This window comes from Methylobacterium phyllosphaerae, assembly GCF_001936175.1.
GTDB classification, from domain to species: Bacteria; Pseudomonadota; Alphaproteobacteria; order Rhizobiales; family Beijerinckiaceae; genus Methylobacterium; species Methylobacterium fujisawaense.
Genome location: NZ_CP015367.1, coordinates 3,034,992 through 3,057,066, shown reverse-complemented (window position 1 = coordinate 3,057,066; position 22,075 = coordinate 3,034,992). Strand labels below are relative to the sequence as shown.

The window sequence follows — 22,075 nt, the reverse complement described above, 5'->3', positions numbered from 1 at the left end:
CGCGCTGTCGCGGGAGCCCGGCCCGCTTCACGGGCCGATGCCTTTGGTGTAGCGCGGGTGCAACCCCGGGCCGTCGGCGGCCCTGCAACCGCGAATATCATCCGACCATGCCGAGCCGCATCGACGCCACCTTTGCCCGCGCCCGCGCGGAGAACCGGTCCGTCCTCGTCACCTACGTGATGTCGGGCGATCCCGATCCCGAGACCTCGCTGGAGGTGCTGTCGGCGCTCCCGGGTGCCGGCGCCGACATCCTGGAATTCGGCCTGCCGTTCACCGACCCGATGGCGGACGGCCCGGCGATCCAGGCCGCCGGCCTGCGGGCCCTGAAGGCGGGCCAGACGGTCGCGGGCACCCTCGACCTCGTGCGCCGCTTCCGCGCCGGCAACGACACCACGCCGATCGTGCTGATGGGCTACTACAACCCGATCCACACCTACGGCGTCGACCGCTTCCTCGACGACGCGGTGGCGGCCGGCGTCGACGGGCTCATCGTCGTCGATCTCCCGCCCGAGGAGGATTCCGAGCTGTGCCTGCCGGCCCTCGGCAAGGGCCTCGCCTTCATCCGGCTCGCCACGCCCACCACCGACGAGCGGCGCCTGCCGGCGGTCCTCGCGAACACGGCGGGCTTCGTCTACTACGTGTCCATCACCGGCATCACCGGCACGGCGACACCGGATTTCGGCAAGGTCTCCGAGGCGGTCGCCCGCATCCGCCGCCACACCGAGCTGCCCGTGGTCGTCGGCTTCGGCGTCAGGACCGGCGCCCATGCGACGGCGATCGCCAAGGGCGCGGACGGCGTCGTGGTCGGCTCCGCCCTCGTGGACGCCCTGGTGCGCTCCCTCGACGGCGAGGGCCGGCCTCAGGCCGGAAGCGTTGCGGCGGTGACGGAGCTGGTGCGGGAACTCGCCGCGGGCGTGCGGGCGGCGGGCGTCGGACGGGCCGCCTGACGGCCGGATCGGGGACCCCTGGCGGCGGCGTGCGCCGCACCTGATATCTGCGCGGGCTTGAAGCGGACGGACGCAAGTCGATGGTCGAACCGATGAACTGGATCTCGGAGGTGGTGCGCCCCCGGATCAAGACCCTGTTCAAGCGCGAGACGCCCGAGAATCTCTGGGTCAAGTGCCCGGATACGGGGCAAATGGTGTTCCACAAGGAGGTGGAGGCCAACCACTGGGTCATTCCCGGCTCCGAGCATCACCTGAAGATGGGCGCCCAGGCGCGCCTGAAGATGATGTTCGACGAGGGCACCTGGATCGACGTGGCGCTGCCGGAGGTCGCCACGGACCCGCTGAAGTTCCGCGACGAGAAGCGTTACGTTGACCGGCTCAAGGAAGCCCGGGCCAAGACCGGCCTGCAGGATGCGTTCAAGATCGGGTTCGGCCGGGTCGGCGGCCTGCCGATGACGCTCGCGGCGCAGGAATTCGGCTTCATGGCGGGCTCCCTCGGCATGGCGGCGGGCGAGGCCTTCGTGCGCGGCGCCGAGACGGCGCTGGAGAAGCGCACGCCCTACGTGCTGTTCGCGGCGTCGGGCGGTGCGCGGATGCAGGAGGGAATCCTGTCCCTGATGCAGATGCCGCGGACCACGGTGGCGGTGCGCCGGCTCAACGCGGCGCGGCTCCCCTACATCGTGGTGCTGACGAACCCGACCACCGGCGGCGTCACCGCCTCCTACGCCATGCTGGGCGACGTCCACCTCGCCGAGCCGGGCGCCCTGATCTGCTTCGCGGGACCGCGGGTGATCGAGCAGACCATCCGGGAGAAGCTGCCGGACGGTTTCCAGCGGGCGGAGTACCTGCGCGAGCACGGCATGGTCGATCAGGTGGTCCACCGGCACCAGCTCAAGGAGACGATCACACGTCTCTGCAGCCTCCTGACCCAAGCGCCCCAGGCCGCCGCGCCGGCGGCACCCTCCGAGGCGGCCTGACCCGGCGATGGCCTCGTCCGATGCCCTGATGGCGCGCTTCCTGGCGCTCCACCCCCGCACCATCGACCTGTCCCTGGGCCGGATCGAGCGGCTGCTCGCGCGGCTCAACCATCCCGAGCGTCGCCTGCCGCCGGTGATCCACGTCGCCGGGACCAACGGCAAGGGCTCGACCATCGCGTTCATGCGGTCGATCCTGGAAGCCGGCGGGCTGGCTGCGCATGTCTACACCTCGCCGCACCTCGTCCGTTTCCACGAACGGATACGCATCGGCGGGATCGGCGGCGGCCACTTCGTGGACGAGGATCGTCTTGCCGACGCGTTCGCCCGCTGCGAGACGGCCAATGCCGGCGAGCCGATCACGATGTTCGAGATCACCACGGCCGCGGCCTTCCTGCTGTTCTCCGAGAGCCCGGCCGACGTGCTGCTCCTGGAGGTCGGCCTCGGCGGCCGGCTCGACGCCACCAACGTGATCGACCGGCCGGCCTGCGCGGTGGTCACGCCGATCGGCCGCGACCACGCCGAGTATCTCGGCGACACGGTCGAATCGGTCGCGACCGAGAAGGCCGGGATCTTCAAGCGCGGCTGCCCGGCGGTGATCGCCGCCCAGGATTACGCCGAGGCCGATGCCGTCCTCTGCCGGCGTGCGGAAGCCGTCGGCGCCGGGCCGGTGTTCGTCGGCAACCAAGACTTCTCCGTGCACGAGGAACGCGGCCGCCTCGTCTATCAGGACGAGACCGACCTGTTCGATCTGCCGCGGCCGCGCCTCGCCGGGCGCCACCAGCTGGTCAATGCCGGCACGGCGATCACCGCGCTGCGCGCCGCCGGATTCGGCGATATCGGCACGGCGGCCCTGGAGCGGGGCCTCACCGAAGTCGATTGGCCAGGGCGTCTGCAGCGTCTCGGTCGCGGCCGTCTGGCCGCCCAGCTCGATCCCGGCACCGAGCTGTGGCTCGATGGCGGCCACAACATCGACGGCGGCCGGATCCTCGCGGCCGCCATGGCGGATCTCGGCGAGAAGAGCGACGTGCCGCTCGTCCTCGTGGTCGGCCTCCTCGGCACGAAGGACGCCGACGGGTTCCTGCGCAATTTCGTCGGACTGGCCCGCGCCCTCGTGGCCGTCCCGATCACCGGGACCATGGCCGCGCGCCCGGCCGAAGAGGTCGCGCGGATCGGCGAGGAGGTGGGTCTCTCCACCTACGCGGCGCCGAGCATCGAGGCAGCCCTCGCCCTGGTGCGGGACATCGCCTTCGAGCGCCCCCCGCGAATCCTGATCTGCGGCTCCCTCTACTTGGCCGGCATGGTTCTCGCCGCCAACGACACGCCGCCGGTCTGAGTCGTCTCCAGTGCGGCCGACCTGCGCGCGGCCGCCGTATCAAGTGGCGGGAACGCCGGACATCTGTGAAGTCCGGATTTTGCATTCGAAAATCCGTCGAATCGCCGCAATCGCGCGGGCGGAAACCCGTCCACGGCCACGCTTTCCTCCCGCTGTGGCAGCTAAGCTACATCCTCCCGGGGCTCGATCGCATAATTTCATGGGCGATCGGGCTTATGCTGGGGATCACAGTAATGAAGAAGCTTCTCACGTCTCTCGCGGCTTTCACCGCACTCACCGCTGCCGCTTCGGCCGCCGACCTTCCGCGCCGCGCTGCGCCGCCGCCGGTGTTCACGCCCGTTCCGGTGTTCACCTGGACCGGTGCCTACTTCGGTATCAACGCCGGCTACGCGTTCGACGCCAGCAGCAACTCGACCCGCGGCTTCGTGCAGACGCCCGGCAACCCGGTCGCTCTCGTCCCGGGCGGTCTCGTTCCCTACCAGGCCCTGCTGCCGAACGGCTCGTCGCTGATCTACAGCAACGACAGCCGCGAAGGTTTCTCGGGCGGTGGCCAGATCGGCTACAACTGGCAGCTGACCCCGGGCTCCGGCGCCGTGATCGGCTTCGAGGCTGACGCCCAGTACCTCGACTTCGGCCGTCGCGCTCGCTTCGCCACCAACGCCGTGGCGATCAACCCGGGCTTCATCCCGGTCAACGGCACGCTCAACACCATCGACTTCTTCGGCACCGTCCGCGGTCGTCTCGGTTGGGCCTTCGACCGGACCCTGGTGTACGCCACCGGCGGTTTCGCCTACGCCACCGGCACGGATGACGGCGCTCGCGTCGGCCTGCAGAACTTCGCTGGCCGCCGGAACGACTTCAAGACCGGCTGGACCGTCGGCGGCGGTGTCGAGTACGCCCTGCCCACCGACTCGTTCCTGAACTTCTTCCGCTCCTCGGCCGTCACGCTGAAGGTCGAAGGTCTGTACGTGAACCTCGACAACAACAACGGCCGCGCCCAGGCGCCGCTGGTTGGTGCTGCGATCTCCCCGGTCGGCCTCGTGCCGGTGTACTCGCTCTCCGGCATCAGCCGGAACGAGAACGCCTTCGCCGTCGTCCGTGCCGGCCTGAACTACAAGTTCGGCTCGTACTAAGACCTGATACCGGATCCCGGGCTCGACCCCGGGATCCACCAATAATCTTGGGCTCGAAACCGAGAAAGCCCGGCCTCGCGGCCGGGCTTTCTTTTTTATCGTCTAGGTCTTGGGAGTGGCTCAGGCGGTCTGGGCGCCGATCCAGCGCGACAGGTCGCCCTTCGGGGCCGCGCCGACCTTCTGGTCCACACGCTCGCCGTTCTTGAACAGCAGCAGCGTCGGGATCGAGCGGATGCCGTACTGGGCGGCGATCTGCGGATTCTCGTCGACATTGACCTTGGCGATCTTCACCTTGCCCTGCAGGTCGGTGGCGATCTCCTCGAGCGCCGGACCAATCTGACGGCACGGGCCGCACCACTCCGCCCAGAAATCCACCACGACGGGCTCGGCGGACTTGAGAACGTCCTGCTCGAAGCTCGCGTCGGTTACCTTCACCGTCGCCATAACGTTACCTTTCGGAAGCCGCCGTCCGTCGGACGGCGTCGAACGGGCAGGGGCCCGTGCGGTCCCGCCAGAATTGGCGACGCCCCGGCGCGCGGTCAAGAAGTCCGACCGACCCGGCCCGGGGGCCGTCGCGGTGGGCGCGCCACCCATGTGCGGTGCCGCATGCCGGTCGCCGTGTTCGCCCGGACGGCCGGAACGGACCATTCACGCCTCGATACCGACCCGGTCCAGTGCCGCCGCAACGTCGTCGGGGCCGAGGGTGCGAATCACCGGGCCCGAGGTCCAGACGAGGATCGGCTGGATCGTCCGGCCCGGATAGATCTGCGCGAGAAGGCGCGCATAGAGGGCGATCTGGCCGGCCTCTGCCGCGGGGAGGGGGGCGTCGGGTTCGGGCGGGCGGCCGGTCTTGAAATCCGCGATGCGGACGACGTCCGCCGTCACCGCGAGGCGATCGACGCGTCCCTGAACCGCGCGCTCCGCGCCGGCCGCCCGGACACGCCCCGACAGGGCCACCTCGGCGCGGGCATCCGGGCTGAAGAGAGGCGCGAGATCCGGGTCATCGATGATTCTAAGGACCGACCGGACGATCGCGTGCGGGGCCGCCCGCGGGAGGCCGGGCGCCCGGGACCGCACGAAGGCCAGCCCGGCCGCTTCCCGGCGGGCGGGCTCCACGCGGGGCAGGTGCTGGAGCAGGGCGTGGATCAGGATCCCGCGCCGCCGGGCCTGCGCGTCCGCGAGGCGCGGCGGCGGTACGCGCGCGCCGTCCGCCGCCTGGAGTGCGCCGGACGGGCTCAGGGCCTCGACCTCCGGTTCCGACGGGACCGGGCTGCGCAGCCAGTCCGGCTCCGGCTCCGGAGACCGCGCAGCCGCGGAGGCCGCCGCCGCCGGGGCCGGCATCTGCGGGGCGCCATCCTGCCAGAACGTCGCGGGTCCGTAGGACAGGTCCAGCGTCCGGCCGGCCCCGAGCGCCGCTTGCAGGCCGGCATGGATCATCCGGCACCACGCCGCCTCGCTCTCGCGCTCGTGGCCGCGGAAGGGCGCGACGATGAGCCGGTCGGCGGCGCGGGTCATGGCGACGTAGAGCAGGCGGTTGTGCTCCTGCCGGGCCTTCGCGAGCAGGGCCGCCCGCGCGGCGTCGGTGGCGGCGCAATCCTGGGTCCGCCCGCCCGACCAGACTGGCGGCAGGGCGATCTCCGTCGCCGGGAGCGGCAGGAGGGGCGGATCGTTGCGGCCCAGGGGCTCGCAGCCGTCGAGGATCACCACGACCGGCGCCTCCAGACCCTTCGCGCCGTGGACCGTCATCACCCGGACCTCGTCGCGGCCCGATTCGAGGTCGCGTTTGACGGTGTGACCGGCCTCGGCGCCGACGTAGCGGGCGAGGAAGCCGCCGAGGGACGGCGCGTCCTCGCCGGTCTCGGCCTGGGCGGCGGCTGCGAGGAACACGTCGATAGCGTCCCCCGCCTCGCCGCCGAGGCGGGCCACAAGCTTCGCCCGGCCCCCCTGCGGCCCGAGGAGCCGCGCGTAGAAGCCGAACGGGCCGTGGAGCCCGGCCAGCGCGATCCACCCCGACAGGGCCTCGAGCCCGCGCCTTGCGGCCGGGTCGCCGGAGGCGGCATGGCGGTGCAGGGCGTCCTCCAGAGTCTCTGCGAGGTCGCGGCGGGTGGCGATCCGCACGAGGTCGTCGTCGGTCAGCCCGACGAGCGGCGTCTTGAGGGCGGTGGCGAGGGTCAAGTCGTCGGCCGGCAGGAGACCCGCCCGCCCGGCGGCGACCAGATCGGCGACCGCGATATGGGCGGAGACCTCCAGCCGGTCCTGCCCGGCGACCGGAACGCCCAGTCCCTTCAGGGCGCGGATCACCTCCTCGAAGGCGGGCCCGCGCTTCCGGACCAGGATCAGGACGTCCCCGGGGCGCCAGATCCGACCGGTGGCGTCCCCCGTCGTGGTCCAAGTCCGCACCGCCTGCGCAACCCGGCGGGCTGTGACGATCGCCGGGGCGCTGGTCTCCGGCGCGTCGACGGGAGCGGTCCAGGCATCCGGCTCGGCGGCGGGCTCCGGCTCGGCGATCGGCCACAGCTCCACGGCGCCGGGCGCCCCGGGTCGGGCGCTGGCATGCACGGTCGTGCGCACCGTGTCCTCGAAGGACAGGCCGTCATTGTGCGCATCGATGGCGAAGACCGCGTCGACGGCGCGCAGCACGAGGTCGGTCGAGCGGAACGACAGGGTAAGCGGCACGTCCTCGAAGGTCAGCCCGGCCGAGCGCGATTCCGCGATCCAGGACGCGCGGGTCAGGGCGAATTCCCGCGGCTCGGCACCCTGGAAGCCGTAGATCGACTGCTTGGGATCGCCCACCGCGAAGCGCGTGCGGCTGCCGGTCCGAGCGCCCTCGCCGGCGGCGAATTCCTGCGTGATCGCCCGCAGGATCGCCCATTGCTCCGGATTCGTATCCTGCGCCTCGTCGACCAGGACGTGATCGATCCCGCGATCGAGCTTGTAGAGGACCCAGCCGGCCCCGACCCGTTCGAGCAGATCCAGCGCCTTGTGGATCAGGTCGTCGAAATCGAGGGCGCCGAGGCGCGCCTTCTGGGCCTCCACGCGGCGGTGGATCTCGGCGGCGATCCGGAACAAGGCCTGCGTCCGGGCATGGGCCCGGGCGGCGCGCAGGCGGTCGAACAGCGGCTCCAGCCGATCCCGCTCGGCGAGCAACGCCGCCTTGGCATCGGCCGGCACGCTCTTGGTCCCGAGGCTGCTGTCGGCCTTGGGCTCGTCCTTCTGGGTGAAGAAGACCGCGCGGTAGAGGGCCAGGGCCTCGGACCGGTCGGGAAGATCCGCGGAGCCGGCCCGTTCGGCCTCGGCGGCCGCCAGGGCGTCGGCGAGCTTCTCGTCGTTGGCCTTGCCGGTGCGGAGTGCCGCGATCAGCGCTTCCCGATCCTCCGGACGGCACCCGGGGCCGCCGTCCAGGATCCCGGCCTCGATCCGTTCGGCGGAATCCTCCGGCGCCAAGCCCAGCGCCCCGTGCAGCCGCCCGAAGGCCTTCTCAAGACCTGCCGCGTCGCCGATGAAGCTCCGGGCCCGCATGGCCGAACGGATCGCGGACCGCAGGGTGTCGCCCGTCGCCTCGGGCGTGACCCGCGCCAGGGCGGCGCTGAGCGGCGTGTCGCCGTTCGCCACGGCATCGGCCAGCACGTTGGCCATCTCGATGTCGAACAGCTCCTGGGCCTTGGTCTCGTCGAGCACCACGAAGCGGGCCGGCACGTTCGCCTCGAAGGGGAACATGTGCAGCAGCCGCTCGCACAGGGCGTGCAGGGTCTCGATCTTGAGGCCGCCCGGCGTCTCCACCGCCCGGGCGAAGAGGCGGCGCGCCAGCCGCAGACGCTCGGGCCCGGCGCGCTCGCCGGTGAGGTCGGCGAGTTCGGCGGCGAGGGTCTCGTCGTCGAGCGTCACCCAGCGGCCGAGGAGCCGGAAGACGCGGATCGCCATGTTGGCCGCGGCGGCCTTGGTGAAGGTCAGGCAGAGGATCCGCCCGGGCGGGGCACCGTCGAGGAGCAGCCGCACCACCCGGTCGGTGAGGACCTTGGTCTTGCCGGCGCCGGCATTGGCCGAGACCCAGGCGGAGGCGCGCGGATCGGCCGCCCGCCGCTGGTTGGCGCGGGTGAGGTCATCGACGACGAAAGGGGCGGGGGCGTGCGAAGTGGCGCTGCTCAACGGTCCAATCCGGCTCGGCTGCCGGGTCTCTCTACAACAGAAACGCGCCCGCGGGCCCGCCAAGGCGTCACAGCAGGCATTGCGGGATTGCCCCCGGCGCGGCGCCGTCCCATGGATGCGGACGATCCTGTCCGCGACACCGAACACGCCCGTGACCCAGCCGACATCCGAGCCGGCGCGCCCGCCGATCCGCTTCCGCGGCCGCTCCTTCATGGCCACCGTCCTGGCGCCGATACCCCCGGTGGCCGAGTGGTTCGGCGACCTGGACGCCCTCAATCGCCGCGCCCCGAACTTCTTCGCCGGCCGGCCCGTGATCCTCGACCTGTCCGGATTGCGGCTCACCCGCGAGGATCTCGACGGGCTGCTCGCCGAACTGGCTGCGCGCAACATCGCCGTCCTGGGGATCGAGGGCGCGGCGCCGTCGCTCCTGGGGGCGGGCGCCCCGCCGGCCCTCGCGGGTGGCCGGCCCGCGGGCGAGGTCGCCACGCCGGACGAATCCGCCTCGGACGCGTCCGCGTCGACCGAGCCCCAGCCCAAGGAGACGGCCCGCTCGCTGATCCTCGACGCCCCCGTGCGCTCCGGCCAGACCGTGCTGCATCTCGAGGGCGACGTCACGGTCCTGGGCGCCGTCGCCTCGGGCGCCGAGGTCATCGCCGGCGGCTCGATCCACGTCTACGGCGCCCTGCGCGGCCGCGCGATCGCCGGCGCGGCCGGAAACCCGACGGCGCGGATCTGGTGCCGCCGGTTCGAGCCGGAGCTGGTGGCGATCGACGGCCTGTACCGCGCCGCGGACGACCTCGACCCGGCCTTCAGAGGGCAGGCCGTCGAGGTGCGGCTGCTGGAGGATGCGATCAAGCTCAACCTGTTCGAGCGGGGTTGAGCGGCGTTTCCCCGCGGACGTTCGGGCCGTCGGTCGAAGGACGGGGCGCCTGACTCCGCTCGCGGTCGAGCCGTGAAAGCGTCCTCCGCTGCTCCGATACAAGGATCCCGGCAGAATTTGCCGACCGGATCAGAAACTTAACCCTTCGGTAACCATACCCGCCGTCAATGGTCCGGTAAGGACTCTTAACGGGCGGACATGAGCGAGACCCACCCCGAGCCGATCGATCCGGAGACCGCCCCCGCGGCGGCTCCTTCCGCGCCCCGGCCGCTCAGCCTGCGCGGACGGGCCTTCAAGGCCCTGGCCCTCTCCCCCGAGCCGCCGCTTCCCGAGTGGCTCGCGGGCCTCGACGCGGCGCTCAAGCGCTCGCCGACCCTGCTGAAAGGCCGGGCCGTCATCCTGGATTGCGCCCAGCTCAAGCCCGAGCCGGACGCCCTCGAAATGTTAATGAACGAACTCAAGGCCCGCGGCATCGCGGTCCTGGGCATCGAGGGCGCCGACACGGTCCTGGACGGCCTGCCGCCGCTTCTCGTCAAGGGACACCCGTCCGAGAAGGTCGAGATCCCGAGCGTCCCGGCCGAGCCGGAGCCGCAGGTGGTCACCTCGATCACCGTCGAGGGCTCGGTCCGCTCCGGCCAGAGCGTCATCAATCCCACCGGCGACGTGACCGTGATGGGTTCGGTCTCCTCGGGGGCCGAGATCCTGGCCGGTGGTTCCATCCACGTCTACGGCGCCCTGCGCGGTCGCGCGATCGCCGGAGCCGCGCGCAACCCGCGCGCACGAATCTACTGCCGCAAATTCGAACCCGAGTTGCTGGGGATCGACCGCCTCGTGCGGACGGCGGAGGACATGGGCACGGCCCTGCGCGGCAAGGCCGCCCAGGTCTGGCTCGATGGCGGCAACATCCGAATGGCAAGCCTAGATTAAGGGAGATCGACGCGTGGCAAAGGTTCTCGTCGTCACATCGGGCAAGGGCGGCGTCGGCAAGACGACGACGACCGCAGCCCTCGGAGCGGCCCTCGCCCAGGGCGGGCAGAGCGTGTGCGTCGTCGACTTCGACGTCGGCCTGCGCAACCTCGACCTCGTCATGGGCGCCGAGCGCCGGGTCGTCTACGACCTCATCAACGTGGTCAACGGCGACGCCAAGCTCCCGCAGGCGCTCATCAAGGACAAGCGGCTGGAGACCCTGCACCTGCTGCCGGCCTCCCAGACCCGCGACAAGGACGCGCTCACCGACGCGGGCGTCGCCCGGGTGATGGACGAGCTGCGCGACAAGTTCGACTGGGTCATCTGCGACTCCCCGGCCGGCATCGAGCGCGGCGCCCAGCTCGCCATGCACCACGCCGACGTGGCGGTGGTCGTGACCAACCCCGAGGTCTCCTCGGTGCGCGACTCCGACCGGATCATCGGCCTCCTCGATTCCAAGACCGCCAAGGCGGAGAAGGGCGAGGACATGGAGAAGCACCTGATCCTCACCCGCTACGACCCGATGCGGGCCGACCGCGGCGACATGCTCAAGACCGAGGACGTGCTCGACATCCTGTCGATCCCGCTGCTCGCGATCATCCCGGAGAGCCAGGAGGTGCTGCGCGCCTCGAACCTCGGCTGCCCGGTGACCCTCAACAACCCGCTCTGCGCCCCGGCGCGGGCCTATGCCGATGCGGCCCGCCGGCTCAAGGGCGAGACCGTTCCGATGAGCCTGCCGGTCGAGCGCAAGTCCTTCCTCGACAAGCTGTTCATGCGGAGGGCGGCGTGAGCATCCTCGGACTGTTCCAGAAGCGCAGCTCCGGCGCGGTCGCCCGCGACCGCCTGCAGCTGATCCTCGCCCACGAGCGCGCGGAGTCGGGTCGCCCCGACCTCGTGATCCAGCTCCGGGAGGAGATCCTGGCGGTGATCGCCAACCATGTCGCGGTCGAGCCCGACAAGGTGAAGGTCACCCTGGAGCGCGGCGAGGGCGTCTCGACCCTCGGCCTCGACATCGAGCTTCCGCTCGGTGCCTCGGCCAAGCTCGACGCCAAGCTGGCGGCCAAGCTCGCCGAGGTCGCGGCCAACAAGGGGTCGGCCAAGCCGGCCTCCTCCAAGAAGGCCGCTTGAGCCGGGCGGGGACCATCCCCGCCGGCACGGTAGACCGCAAGCCGCGCCCGGCCCGCCGGGTGCGGCTTCGTCGTGCCGGTCCCCTGTCGATCCGCGGCCTCGGCTCTCGACCGGGCGCGCCGTCGCACCATGTCGCAAATCTCGGGGGAGATTGGTGAAAGGGTAGCCATGCCGAGCGCCGCGACGGATGACGGGATCCGGCTCCACTACGAGGAGAGCGGTCGGGGTACGCCGCTGATCTTCGTGCATGAATTCGCCGGCGACCATCGCAGCTACGAGGCGCAACTGCGCCATTTCGGAAGGCGCTACCACGCGATCGCGTTCAACGCCCGCGGCTACCCGCCTTCCGACGTCCCGGAGGCCGTCTCCGCCTACTCGCAGGCGCGAGCCGCCGACGACATCCTGGCCATCCTCGACCATCTCGGCGCGCCGAAGGCCCATGTCGCCGGCATCTCGATGGGCGCCTTCGCAACTTTGCATTTCGGCCTCCGGCATCCCGACCGCGCGCTGTCGCTCTGTCTCGGCGGCTGTGGCTACGGCGCCGAACCCGAGCGGCAGGCGATGTTCCGCGCCGAGGCCGACGCCACCGCGGCGATGCTGCGTCGCGACGGCATGGCCGCTTTCGCCGAGCGCTACGCCGTCGGGCCGACGCGGGTGCAGTTCGAGGCCAAGGATCCGCGCGGACATGCCGAATTCAAGCGGATGCTCGCAGAGCACTCGGCCCTCGGCTCGGCCAACACCCAGGCCGGCGTGCAGAAGGGCCGCCCGTCGCTCTACGATCTCACGGACGCCTTGCGCCGCATGACCGTTCCGACCCTGATCGTCGCCGGCGACGAGGACTGGCCCTGCCTCGCCCCGAGCCTCATGCTGAAGCAGGTGATCCCGTCGGCGGCCCTCGCGATCCTGCCCAATACCGGCCACGCCCTCTCCGTCGAGGAGCCGGATGCCTACAACCGACTCCTCGACGAATTCCTGGCGCAGGTGGAGAGCGGCCGCTGGCCGATGCGCGATCCCCGGGCGATCTCGGCGACGATCACCGGGATCAAGGGCTGACCGGATCCCGGGGGATCAGACGGAATCGCGCCGGCCGGTCCGGCTGCGTCGTCACCACCGCCTGGGGCAGGACCGGTTCGCGCTCGTCGAGCACGAGCCGGAATCGCGCCAGCAGACGCGCCAGGGACAGGACGGCCTCGCTCAGGGCGAACTGCGCGCCGATGCAGACCCGGGGGCCTGCTCCGAAGGGCAGGTAGGCGAAGCGCCGCGGCGCGGGGGCGCCCGGCAGGAAGCGGCCCGGATCGAACGCGTCCGGATCCGACCACAGCGTCCGGTGCCGATGGAGCACCCAGGGGCTGACCATGACGATGTCGCTCGCCTTCACCGCATGCCCGGCAACCGAATCGGGACCGAGCGCCCGCCGGACGACCACGAACGCCGCCGGATACAGCCGCAGCGTCTCGTCGATCACAGCGCGGGTGAGCGGCAGGCGACCGTCGCTCTGGCAGCCGGTGGGATCGGTCAGGTCGGCGCTGCGCGCCTCAGCGGCGACCCGCTCCTGCATCTCCGGGGCAAGGGCCAGCAGGTAGGCCGCCCAGAACAGCGTACCGGCCGTGGTCTCGTGGCCGGCCAGGATCATGGTGGCGACCTGGTCGCGCAATTCGTCGGCGGTGAAGGCAGCCCCCGTATCGGGATTGCGCGCCGCCGCGAGCAGGTCGAGGAGGTCGCCCGCGTGCGGCCTGTCCCGCTCGGCGTCCCGGCGCGCCGCAATGATCCGGTCGAGGAACGGGATCCAGCGGCGGCGGAACCGCGCGCGGGACCAGTCGAGGGGCACCGGCCAGCCCGGGGGGATCACGATGTCGAGGAGATGCGGCCGGCCCATCCGCTCGGCATATTCGGCGATGAACCGGCGCAGCTCCGCGCCGTGCTCGTCCATGCCCACCGAGAACATGGCGCGCCCGGCGATCTCGAGGGCGAGCCTGTAGAACGACGTGAACAGATCGACCGGCCCCGTCGCAGCCTCGGCGGCGATCCGATCCATCCCGTCCGCCACGGCGGCGTCGATATGGGGCACCAGCCCGTCGATGGCCCGTGGCGTGAAGGCGGGCGCAAGGGTCCGGCGCTGGTGCCGCCAGGCCGAACCCTCGCTGATCAGCAGTCCGTCGCCGAGGATCGGGCGCAGGATGCGGGTCGTTCCGGTGGTGCGGGCGTAGTTCGCCTGATTCTCGACCAGAACCCGGCGGATCGCCTCCGGGTCGCTCAGGACGAAGCTCGACCGTCCGAGAAGCCCACGGCGGGTGACCGGCTCCTCGAAGGCGCGCCGGGGGAACCCCTCCAGCGCGTTGTCGCGAATCGAGCGCAGGTAGGCGGCGAGCGGCAGCTCCCGCTCCGGTGGCGCACGGTGCGGCGGCACCACGCGCGGCAGGCCGGCAAGGCTCGGGGTCGTCCGGTCCGGTCTCGCGCTCGCGTCCGAAAGTATGGGCATGTGGCGCCATCCTGTGCCGAAGACGGGCAAGCCTGTAAACCGCCGCCCGCACGCCGCGCGGACCGGTCACGCCTACGTCATTCCGCGGCCGTCCGCAGGCGCGTTTCGGCACTTCCGAGCGCCAATCGCGCGGGGAAGCGGGCCGGATCCGAGTCCGTCGAGAGGCTGGCCACCAGGCTGGCCCGGGGCAGGGTGGCCTCCGTCACGTCGAGCAGCGTCCCGACGCCGCGCTCCAGATGCTCGTCCACCCGGTCGACCACGAGGATCTCCGGCTCGCGCAGGATCGCCCGGGCGAGGCCAATTCGCACCCGGACCCGCTCCGGCAGGAGCTGCCCGCGATTTCCGACCTCCTTCTCGAGGCCGCGCCGCTGGATCGGCCGCTCCAGGTCGAATTCCCGGAACACCGCGCGGGCTTCCCGCTGGATCAGCGTCTCGCCGTGCATCCGCACCGTGTCGATGCGGCCGAACAACAGGTTGTCCAGCACGGTGCTGCGCGGGTTGATCCGGTTCGGATCGTAGGATTCGACGTCGTATCCGTCGTCGCCGTGCATGAAGCCCTGCACGACACCCCGTGCGCCGACGATCCGCTTGGTCAGCGGTTGATTGAGGAGGCCGAAGCGCATCCGCGGCTCGACATAGGCCAGGGCCAGCGCCAGGAAGGCCACGCTGTCGGCTTCGCTGAGGCGCCCCGCCGCGGGCAGGCGACCGAGGCGGCGCAGGTAATCCGGCAGCGCGTCCGGGGTGATCAGCGAGAACCGCCGGAACAGCGGGTGGCCCGGCGGCACGTCGGCGAAAATGTCCTTCAGGTTGCTGGCGATGGCGACGCCCATCCGGTCGAGTTCGTCGAGGAGCTTCACCTTCTCCAGCGCCTCGCGGAACATGGGCACGCCGGCGAGACGGCGCGGATCCGTCAGCGACGTATCCCGGGGGACGCCGAACAGCAGGTTCTCCGCCACGGTCGCCTGATCGTTGTAGCGGCCCCGGGCGAACGGGATCACGAGGTCGGCGAGGCCCTTCTGGGCGAAATGCTCCCGTAGGTGCTCCCGCGCCGCGATCATCCGCTGGCCCACCGGCGTGTCGTGGGCCACCGAACTGAGGGCGCCGAGCCCGAACCTGTAGAGATCGTCGCCGAGGTCGAGCCGGCCGAGCAGGTCGAGCAGACGCTCGTCGAGATCCAGGGCGTCGCGAACCCCGAGGCGTCCGAAATCGATCCAGGGATCGTCGACGCTGTCGCAGGGATTGCCGGTCTTCACCGCCTCGTTGATCCGCGTCTTGCTGAGATCGAGGATGTGCGTGCGCAGCGGCTGGACGCGCAGCCCGTACAGGACATTGTCGCGCAGCGTTCCCGGGAACAGCACGGGTTGGATGCCGGCATACGCGATGCGGTGCGCGTGATCCCGTCGCGGCAGGGTGGACAGGTCGTGATCGCCGATCCGGATCGTGCCCCCGGGCGGTAGCTGCAGCCCGGCCAGGACCCGGGCAAATTCCTGCGCCACCGGGCCGGCCGGCACCAGGGCAAGCCGCCCCGGCAGGCGGATCTCGGCGTCGCCGACCTCGATCGGGGCGCCCCCCTGCGGATCGCGCAGGGATAGGCCTTCGAGACGCAGCGGGCTGCCGAGGCGTGGCGGCGGAAGCTCGGCTTCGCGCTCCACCGGTCGCAGGCGGTGCGGGCCGAAATGGGCCGCCACGGTCTCGTACTTGACCTCGACGTCGAGGCGCTGCTGATCCCAGTCGATCAGCTCCTTGAGGGGCGGGGGCAGATCGCGATAGGCGGCGAGCACCGCCACGAGCTGGCCGATGTCGAGCTCTCCCTTCAGGGCGAAGTACCCGCCGATCGCGTAAAACAGGAACGGCGTCACCTGCGCGAGCAGGTTGTTAAGGTACTTTACCGCGAACTTGCGGCGGTAGATTTTCAGCCGCAGGTCGTAGAGGTCGTAGAGCCGTCCACCGATCTCGGCCCGCTCCCAGCGGCCGGTATCGTTGAGCATCACCGCCTGCAGCCCGTCGAGCACTTCGGCGACGCGGCCGGCCAGGGCCCGGGAGGCGATCTGACGCTGCCGGCTCAGGCGGATGATCTCCCGTCGCAGCCGCGGAATCACGATCATCTGCACGGCGACCATGCCGCCGGCCGCGATGCCGAGCCAGATGTTCTGCATCATGATGAAGGCCAGCGCGGTGGCGGCCTGGCAGCCCTGGAACACCGGCACCACGATGGCGTCGCCGATGAAGGCGCCGATCGGCTCGACCTCGTCGCGAATGATCGTCGCCGTCTCGGAGGATTTCACCTCCCGCTGCGTCTCCGGCGAGAAGCGCAGCATCAGCGCGAAGAGCTGGAAGCGCAGGCGGCGCAGCATCCGCTCGCCGAGCATGCCCTTCTGCAGGTTGATCCAGAACTTGAACGCGCCGTTGATCAGGACGAGGCCGAGGAACAGGCTCGACAGGCTCAGGAGCAGCTCGAAGCGGTCGAGCTGGAAGCCCTCGAACAGGTGCGTCGTGCCGCCGCCGAGCGCCGCGGGCCAGTCCACGGTGAGTTCGAGGAATGGGGCGGTCGCCTCGCCATGCGCGTAGGCCTTGCCGGTGATCGCGTCGTTGACGATGCGCTTCGGCAGGTCGAGGGAGGCGAAGTAGAACGGGAGCGACGCCAGCACGACGGCGCAGATCCTGAGCTGATTGCCCTTCGAATAGCGCCAGATGTACGGGAACAGCCGCGGCTCAAGCGCGCGCATCGTGTCCTTCCGACGAAAGCCCGCCCTGGCGGCCCGAGGGCCGAATCGCCGCAGTCGGACGCTTGACCCTGGTCGATACGCTACCCGAGGGATCCGGTTTCATCCAATACACCCCGATACGGACGGCGGCGCGCCGGTCGCGGCGTGATCGCGCCGTCATATAGGGTATCCTGCGATGCGGGGGGCATGCAGATCTGCCCTGCAACGGCGGCTCGCGCCGGGCCCAGCCGCAGGCGTGGCGCCGGTGCCGCAGTCGAGAGCCGCCCCCAGCAATCCGGCCCGCGCGGTGCGCCCATGACGTCAGCGGCCTTGCTCAAGAGCGCGCGTCCTTATATTGCGACGCAACCACCACGACTCCGTACCTGAACCGGCGCGGACGGCCGCGCCGCGCGGCCGCCAGGGAGCCGGCACAACCCGTTTCGGGCCGCCATGAATCTGCGCAACATCGCCATCATCGCTCACGTCGACCACGGCAAGACGACGCTCGTCGACAAGCTGCTGGCTCAGTCCGGCACCTTCCGCGAGAATCAGCGGGTCGAGGAGCGGGCGATGGACTCGAACGACCTCGAGAAGGAGCGTGGCATCACGATCCTCGCCAAGGCGACGTCGGTCGTCTGGAAGGACACCCGCGTCAATATCGTCGACACCCCCGGCCACGCCGATTTCGGCGGCGAGGTCGAGCGTATCCTGTCGATGGTCGACGGCGTGATCGTGCTGGTGGATGCGGCCGAAGGGCCGATGCCGCAGACCAAGTTCGTGGTCGGCAAGGCGCTCAAGATCGGCCTGCGTCCGATCGTGGCGATCAACAAGGTCGACCGGCCGGACGCCCGGATCAACGAGGTGGTGAACGAGGTGTTCGACCTGTTCGCGGCCCTCGACGCCACCGACGAACAGCTCGACTTCCCGATCCTCTACGGGTCGGGCCGTAACGGCTGGATGGCCGACAGCCCGGAGGCCGACCCGTCTGTGGGTCTCGAGCCGCTGTTCGACCTCGTGCTGAAGCACGTGCCGCCGGCCAAGACCGAGGATGGGCCGTTCCGGATGCTCGGCACCCTGCTGGAGGCCAACCCGTTCCTCGGCCGGATCATCACCGGCCGGATCGCCTCGGGCTCGGTGAAGCCGAACCAGTCGATCAAGGTCCTCGACCGCACCGGCAAGGTCGTCGAGACCGGCCGCGTGTCGAAGATCCTCGCCTTCCGCGGCCTAGAGCGTGCGCCCATCGACGTGGGCGAGGCGGGCGACATCGTGTCGATCGCCGGCCTCATGAAGGGCACCGTGGCCGATACCTTCTGCGACCCGCAGGTCGACACCCCGATCCAGGCGCAGCCGATCGACCCGCCGACGGTGACGATGTCGTTCATCGTCAACGACAGCCCGCTCGCGGGCACCGAGGGCGACAAGGTCACGAGCCGCATGATCCGCGACCGCCTGTTCAAGGAGGCCGAGGGCAACGTCACGCTCAAGATCGAGGAGGCGGCCGACAAGGACTCGTTCTACGTCTCGGGCCGCGGCGAGCTGCAGCTCTCGATCCTGATCGAGACCATGCGCCGCGAGGGCTTCGAGATCGCCGTCTCGCGGCCGCGCGTCGTGTTCGAGCGCGACGAGGCCGGCGGGCTCCTGGAGCCGATCGAGGAGGTCGTGATCGACGTCGACGAGGAGCATTCCGGCGTCGTCGTGCAGAAGATGTCCGAGCGGAAGGCCGAGATGCTGGAGATGCGGCCGTCGGGCGGCAATCGCCTGCGCCTCGTCTTCCACGCCCCGACCCGTGGCCTGATCGGCTACCAGGGCGAGCTGCTCACCGACACCCGCGGCACCGCGATCATGAACCGGCTGTTCAAGGCCTACGAGCCCTACAAGGGCGAGATGCCGGGCCGGCGCAACGGCGTGCTGATCTCCAACGACCAGGGCGAGGCTGTCGCCTACGCCATGTGGAATCTGGAGGACCGCGGCCCGATGATGATCGAGCCGGGCTGGAAGGTCTACCAGGGCATGATCGTCGGCGAGCACAACCGCGAGAACGATCTCGAGGTGAACGTGCTCAAGGGCAAGAAGCTCACCAACATCCGCACCACGTCGAAGGACGAGGCCGTGCGCCTCACCCCGCCGATCCGTATGACCCTGGAGCGCTCGCTGGCCTGGATCCAGGACGACGAACTCGTCGAGGTGACGCCGAAGTCGATCCGCCTGCGTAAGGCGATCCTCGACCCGAACGACCGCAAGCGGGCGGAGCGCTCTAAGGAAAACGCCGCCTGAGCTGAACGACCGGCAACCGGGCGCTCAGGCCCGGTTGCTGATGCAGCCCTTATGTCCGGCTGATCTCGGGCCCATCGAACCCTTATGCCGGGGACAATACCTCGGTGCGGCGGACCCGAGAGGCCCGCGTGAACCCCGTGACACCGATGTCCGTCGCGTTGAATCCAATCCCGTCGCTCCCGCCTGCCGCTTCTGCGCCGCCCTCCTATCTCGTCGGTCAAGACGGCGAGGGGCATTGGGTGGCCGTGGAGGCTGGTGGGCGTGCCGGAGGCATCTTCCGCAGCCGTCAAGATGCGATCCGCTACGCCTGCCTCGAGACTGGCTGCCGCCCCGGCGACGTGCCGCTGGCGGCCGGACCGATCCCTCTCCGCCTCTCCTGAGCCGCGAGCAGCCGCACCGCGTCGCGGTGCGGCTCTGTCGCGTCAGCTGCCGCCGGGATCGGTCTCGTCGTTCTGCGTGCCTCCGGAGGGCGTGCCCAGGCCGGGCTTGCCCTCGGTCTTCTCATTCGGGTCCTTCACCGCGTCGGGGGCAACGTTCTTCGGCTTCTCCGGCTGCGGATCGGTCTCGCGGCGCTCGGTCATTCCTGGGTCTCCTGCTCGGCGCGTGAATGGCCGGCCGCGACTTTGGTGTCCGCGGCCGGGCCCCGCGAGGCTTTCTGGTCCGAATGGCCGCCGGAAGAACCGCCGATGGCGGGCGGCGCGCGTCCGGGCTCGCCGGTCGAACCCCAGCCCTCCTTCGGCTCGCTCCGTGGCGTTCCACCGGATCCCATGTCGGTGATCGCCGCCTGCTCGGGTGTTTGGTGACCACCCCCGGCCGGCGGGGTTCCGCGCGACCCGACCGCGTCGTCAGGCTTGCGGGTGACCGTCTCGGACTCGCTCGTCGCTCGGCTCATCAGCGCTTCCCGTCGTCCTGACCGACGGCGGCGGTGGCACGGTCGATGGCTTCGCCAAGGTCGGTGCCGCTCCTGGCCTTGTCTTCCATCTGGCCAAGCTGCTCGCGCGGGGTCCCGATCTCACTGGCCTTGTCGGCTTCAGGACTTTCCCGCGACGTCTGTCCGGTCTGCTCTGTCATGGCTCGCCTCGCTGCCTCTTCGAGGGACAACGGAGGCGGGGCAGGAGGGTTGCGGGGGCCGAGGCGATCGAGCGCCGGCGGTCCCCTGATGTCAGGGGCCGACGATCCGCGGCAGGACGGCCTCAGTCAGGCGGCGCACGGAATCCTCGGCAGCCCCGCGATCCGCCGCGCGGGCCTCGATCGTCAGCAGATCGCCACCCCGGAGGATGACGGCTGTCGCGCCCGCACCGCGTTCCAGCGCGTAGACGCTCAGCCAGCCGATCGCCGGGCCAGCCGGCAGAACCGAGAGTCGGCAATCCGGGTTCCGCCGGACGCAGAGCGTTTCGAGCGCGCCGAGGGACGTCCTGCCGGAGCGCACCCGCTCTTCCGTCCCGTCGGTCAGGCGCCCGAGCTGCAGCTCGATCGTCGGCGCACCCCTGCAGGACGAACAATTCACGCCGAGATGAAGCGGTGCGGCCTGCGCGGCGGCCTCCGGCCCGAGGGCGGTTCTGGAAGCTTCGGCCAGCCCGGTCAGGTCGTGCAGCGCGAAGCCCTGCGCCAGCGCGGCCTGAGCCCAGAGGCTGAGCAGAAGAACAAGGAGACCGCGCATCAGAGAATCGCCACCCGATCGACGGGTCTGGCGTTACCGGAAAGGCTTTTCCGGATCTAGATGCGGCGCTTTTCGGAACGGCGCGAACTATATCAATTGATCTGTAGTGTTTATAGGCAAAATAGACGGAACTGAAGTTTCCAAAGATCACATTTAATATTCGAGATTTCTCTTGGCGTAGTGGTCCCATTCGGGCGGTGCGCCAAGTCCGGCCTCTGTGGGGTATATGTCTCGCGCCGAACGGTGCCGGCGCGATTCCCGGGACACCCGTGTTGGAGCGGCCCGAGGGCCGCTCCGATAGCGCCTAACCGATTCCGTCGAACAGGGCCGACGAGATGTAGCGCTCGGCGAAGGAGCAGGCGACGGTCACGATGCGCTTGCCCTGGAATTCGGGCCGCTTGGCCAGTTCCAGCGCCGCGGCGACGTTGCCGCCGGTGGAGATGCCGCCGGGGATGCCTTCCAGGCGGGCGAGGGCCCGGGCGGTCTCGAAGGCGGCCTGATTGGTGACCTTCAGGACGCCGTCGAGGATGTCGGTGTGAAGGTTGTCCGGAATGAAGCCGGCGCCAATGCCCTGGATCTTGTGCGGGCCGGGCTGGCCGCCGGAGATCACCGGGGAATCCTCCGGCTCCACGGCGAAGACCTTCAGGTTCGGCAGGCGCGGCTTCAGCACCTCGCCGACGCCCGTCACGGTGCCGCCGGTGCCGACGCCGGCCACGAACGCGTCGAGCTGGCCGCCGGTGTCGCTCCAGATCTCCTCGGCGGTGGTCTTCCGGTGAATCTCGGGGTTGGCGGGGTTCGAGAATTGCTGCGGCATCACGGCACCCGGGATCTCCTTCAGGAGTTCCTCGGCCTTCGCGATCGCGCCCTTCATGCCTTGTGCGCCGGGGGTGAGCGCCAGCTCCGCTCCCAGGAAGGCGAGCATCTTGCGCCGCTCCAGCGACATGGTCTCGGGCATCACCAGGATGAGCCGGTAGCCGCGGGCGGCGGCCGTGAAGGCGAGGGCGATGCCGGTGTTGCCCGAGGTCGGCTCGACCAGCGTGCCGCCAGGCTGGAGCTTGCCGGAGGCCTCCAGCGCGTCGATCATGTTGACGCCGATGCGGTCCTTGACGCTGGCGATCGGGTTGAAGAATTCGAGCTTGAGCAGGATCTCGGCCTCGACCCCGTGCTCCTTGGGCAGCCGGTTGAGGCGCACCAGCGGGGTGTTGCCGATCGTCTCGGTGATCGAGCCGTAGACCCGGCCGTGGCCGACCTTCGCCGGTGCGTTGATGGTATCGGCCATCGGGGAACTCCTGCGCGTGTTGAAGGATCTGACAGATCTCGGGTCCGGGACGGGCCGCGCCAAGGGATCGCTCACGCGAGGCCGGCCCGGCCGGTTCCGGACGGGAGGCTGCGATATCGCGTTGCCGCGGCCGGAGCAATCGGGCTAAGTGCCCTTACCGAAAGTTCT

Annotated in this window: 19 protein-coding genes; 10 read left to right on the top strand and 9 right to left on the bottom strand. The window is 70.4% G+C overall.

Going from position 1 to position 22,075, the window contains the following annotated elements; all coding sequences use genetic code 11:
* Window positions 1-107: 107 nt before the first annotated feature.
* The 4 genes from trpA to MCBMB27_RS13815 all read left to right on the top strand — a co-directional run bounded on the left by trpA (window position 108) and on the right by MCBMB27_RS13815 (window position 4,390).
* On the top strand, window positions 108-947 hold the full coding sequence (trpA, locus tag MCBMB27_RS13830; protein WP_043346703.1) for a tryptophan synthase subunit alpha: 840 nt from the start codon (window positions 108-110) through the stop codon (window positions 945-947).
* Between the two features lie 80 nt (window positions 948-1,027).
* A complete protein-coding gene (gene accD, locus MCBMB27_RS13825) occupies window positions 1,028-1,924 on the top strand; it encodes an acetyl-CoA carboxylase, carboxyltransferase subunit beta (protein ID WP_043346702.1) in 897 nt (298 codons plus the stop codon).
* A 7-nt stretch (window positions 1,925-1,931) separates the two neighbouring features.
* A complete protein-coding gene (locus MCBMB27_RS13820) occupies window positions 1,932-3,257 on the top strand; it encodes a bifunctional folylpolyglutamate synthase/dihydrofolate synthase (RefSeq protein WP_043346700.1) in 1,326 nt (441 codons plus the stop codon).
* Between the two features lie 233 nt (window positions 3,258-3,490).
* Window positions 3,491-4,390, top strand: a complete 900-nt coding sequence (locus MCBMB27_RS13815) for an outer membrane protein (RefSeq protein WP_043346698.1) — start codon at window positions 3,491-3,493, stop codon at window positions 4,388-4,390.
* A 120-nt stretch (window positions 4,391-4,510) separates the two neighbouring features.
* Here MCBMB27_RS13815 and trxA read toward each other — a convergent pair whose 3' ends face one another.
* Window positions 4,511-4,834, bottom strand: a complete 324-nt coding sequence (gene trxA, locus MCBMB27_RS13810; RefSeq protein WP_010682902.1) for a thioredoxin — start codon at window positions 4,832-4,834, stop codon at window positions 4,511-4,513.
* Window positions 4,835-5,038: 204 nt separating this feature from the next.
* A complete protein-coding gene (gene addA, locus MCBMB27_RS13805; RefSeq protein WP_075380699.1) occupies window positions 5,039-8,536 on the bottom strand; it encodes a double-strand break repair helicase AddA in 3,498 nt (1,165 codons plus the stop codon).
* A 115-nt stretch (window positions 8,537-8,651) separates the two neighbouring features.
* Here addA and minC (MCBMB27_RS13800) point away from each other — a divergent pair, with 115 nt between their 5' ends.
* The 5 genes from minC (MCBMB27_RS13800) (at window position 8,652) to MCBMB27_RS13780 (ending at window position 12,563) form a co-directional block, all read left to right on the top strand.
* Window positions 8,652-9,416 (top strand): septum site-determining protein MinC, encoded by a 765-nt coding sequence (gene minC, locus MCBMB27_RS13800; protein ID WP_075380698.1) that lies wholly within the window; start codon window positions 8,652-8,654, stop codon window positions 9,414-9,416.
* A gap of 198 nt (window positions 9,417-9,614) precedes the next feature.
* Window positions 9,615-10,343 carry a septum site-determining protein MinC gene (gene minC / locus MCBMB27_RS13795; protein ID WP_043382925.1) on the top strand — a complete coding sequence of 243 codons (729 nt, stop codon included), beginning with the start codon at window positions 9,615-9,617 and terminating at the stop codon, window positions 10,341-10,343.
* Window positions 10,344-10,356: 13 nt separating this feature from the next.
* Window positions 10,357-11,172: a septum site-determining protein MinD gene (gene minD, locus MCBMB27_RS13790; RefSeq protein WP_043346690.1), complete on the top strand. Its 816-nt coding sequence runs from the start codon at window positions 10,357-10,359 to the stop codon at window positions 11,170-11,172.
* Window positions 11,169-11,510 (top strand): cell division topological specificity factor MinE, encoded by a 342-nt coding sequence (gene minE / locus MCBMB27_RS13785; protein ID WP_043346685.1) that lies wholly within the window; start codon window positions 11,169-11,171, stop codon window positions 11,508-11,510. Before minD ends, minE begins: the two co-directional genes overlap by 4 nt.
* A 168-nt stretch (window positions 11,511-11,678) precedes the next feature.
* Entirely contained in the window at window positions 11,679-12,563 is an 885-nt protein-coding gene (locus MCBMB27_RS13780) for an alpha/beta fold hydrolase (RefSeq protein WP_075380697.1), read from the top strand.
* Here the strand turns inward: MCBMB27_RS13780 and MCBMB27_RS13775 are convergent.
* Both MCBMB27_RS13775 and MCBMB27_RS13770 read right to left on the bottom strand, forming a co-directional pair.
* Window positions 12,553-13,989, bottom strand: a complete 1,437-nt coding sequence (locus MCBMB27_RS13775) for a cytochrome P450 (protein ID WP_051976078.1) — start codon at window positions 13,987-13,989, stop codon at window positions 12,553-12,555. The two genes, MCBMB27_RS13780 and MCBMB27_RS13775, sit on opposite strands and share 11 nt — an antisense overlap.
* Before the next feature lie 77 nt (window positions 13,990-14,066).
* Entirely contained in the window at window positions 14,067-16,715 is a 2,649-nt protein-coding gene (locus MCBMB27_RS13770; RefSeq protein WP_043382920.1) for an ABC transporter transmembrane domain-containing protein, read from the bottom strand.
* A gap of 429 nt (window positions 16,716-17,144) precedes the next feature.
* Between MCBMB27_RS13770 and typA the strand changes: the two genes are divergently transcribed.
* Complete coding sequence (typA, locus tag MCBMB27_RS13765) at window positions 17,145-18,968, top strand: translational GTPase TypA (RefSeq protein WP_043346753.1); 1,824 nt, start codon at window positions 17,145-17,147, stop codon at window positions 18,966-18,968.
* Window positions 18,969-19,390: 422 nt separating this feature from the next.
* Here the strand turns inward: typA and MCBMB27_RS30240 are convergent, their stop codons facing one another.
* The 5 genes from MCBMB27_RS30240 to cysK all read right to left on the bottom strand — a co-directional run bounded on the left by MCBMB27_RS30240 (window position 19,391) and on the right by cysK (window position 21,907).
* Entirely contained in the window at window positions 19,391-19,549 is a 159-nt protein-coding gene (locus MCBMB27_RS30240) for a hypothetical protein (protein WP_164706369.1), read from the bottom strand.
* Entirely contained in the window at window positions 19,546-19,860 is a 315-nt protein-coding gene (locus tag MCBMB27_RS13755; protein WP_075380696.1) for a hypothetical protein, read from the bottom strand. The genes MCBMB27_RS30240 and MCBMB27_RS13755 overlap by 4 nt, the downstream gene beginning before the upstream one ends.
* Window positions 19,860-20,039, bottom strand: coding sequence for a hypothetical protein (locus MCBMB27_RS13750; protein WP_075380695.1), 180 nt, complete (start codon window positions 20,037-20,039; stop codon window positions 19,860-19,862). The genes MCBMB27_RS13755 and MCBMB27_RS13750 overlap by 1 nt, the downstream gene beginning before the upstream one ends.
* A gap of 91 nt (window positions 20,040-20,130) precedes the next feature.
* The gene (locus tag MCBMB27_RS13745; protein ID WP_075380694.1) at window positions 20,131-20,628 is read right to left on the bottom strand and encodes a hypothetical protein; all 498 of its coding nucleotides are present in this window, start codon (window positions 20,626-20,628) and stop codon (window positions 20,131-20,133) included.
* 304 nt (window positions 20,629-20,932) lie between these two features.
* Window positions 20,933-21,907 (bottom strand): cysteine synthase A, encoded by a 975-nt coding sequence (gene cysK / locus MCBMB27_RS13740; protein ID WP_075380693.1) that lies wholly within the window; start codon window positions 21,905-21,907, stop codon window positions 20,933-20,935.
* Between the last annotated feature and the right edge of the window lie 168 nt (window positions 21,908-22,075).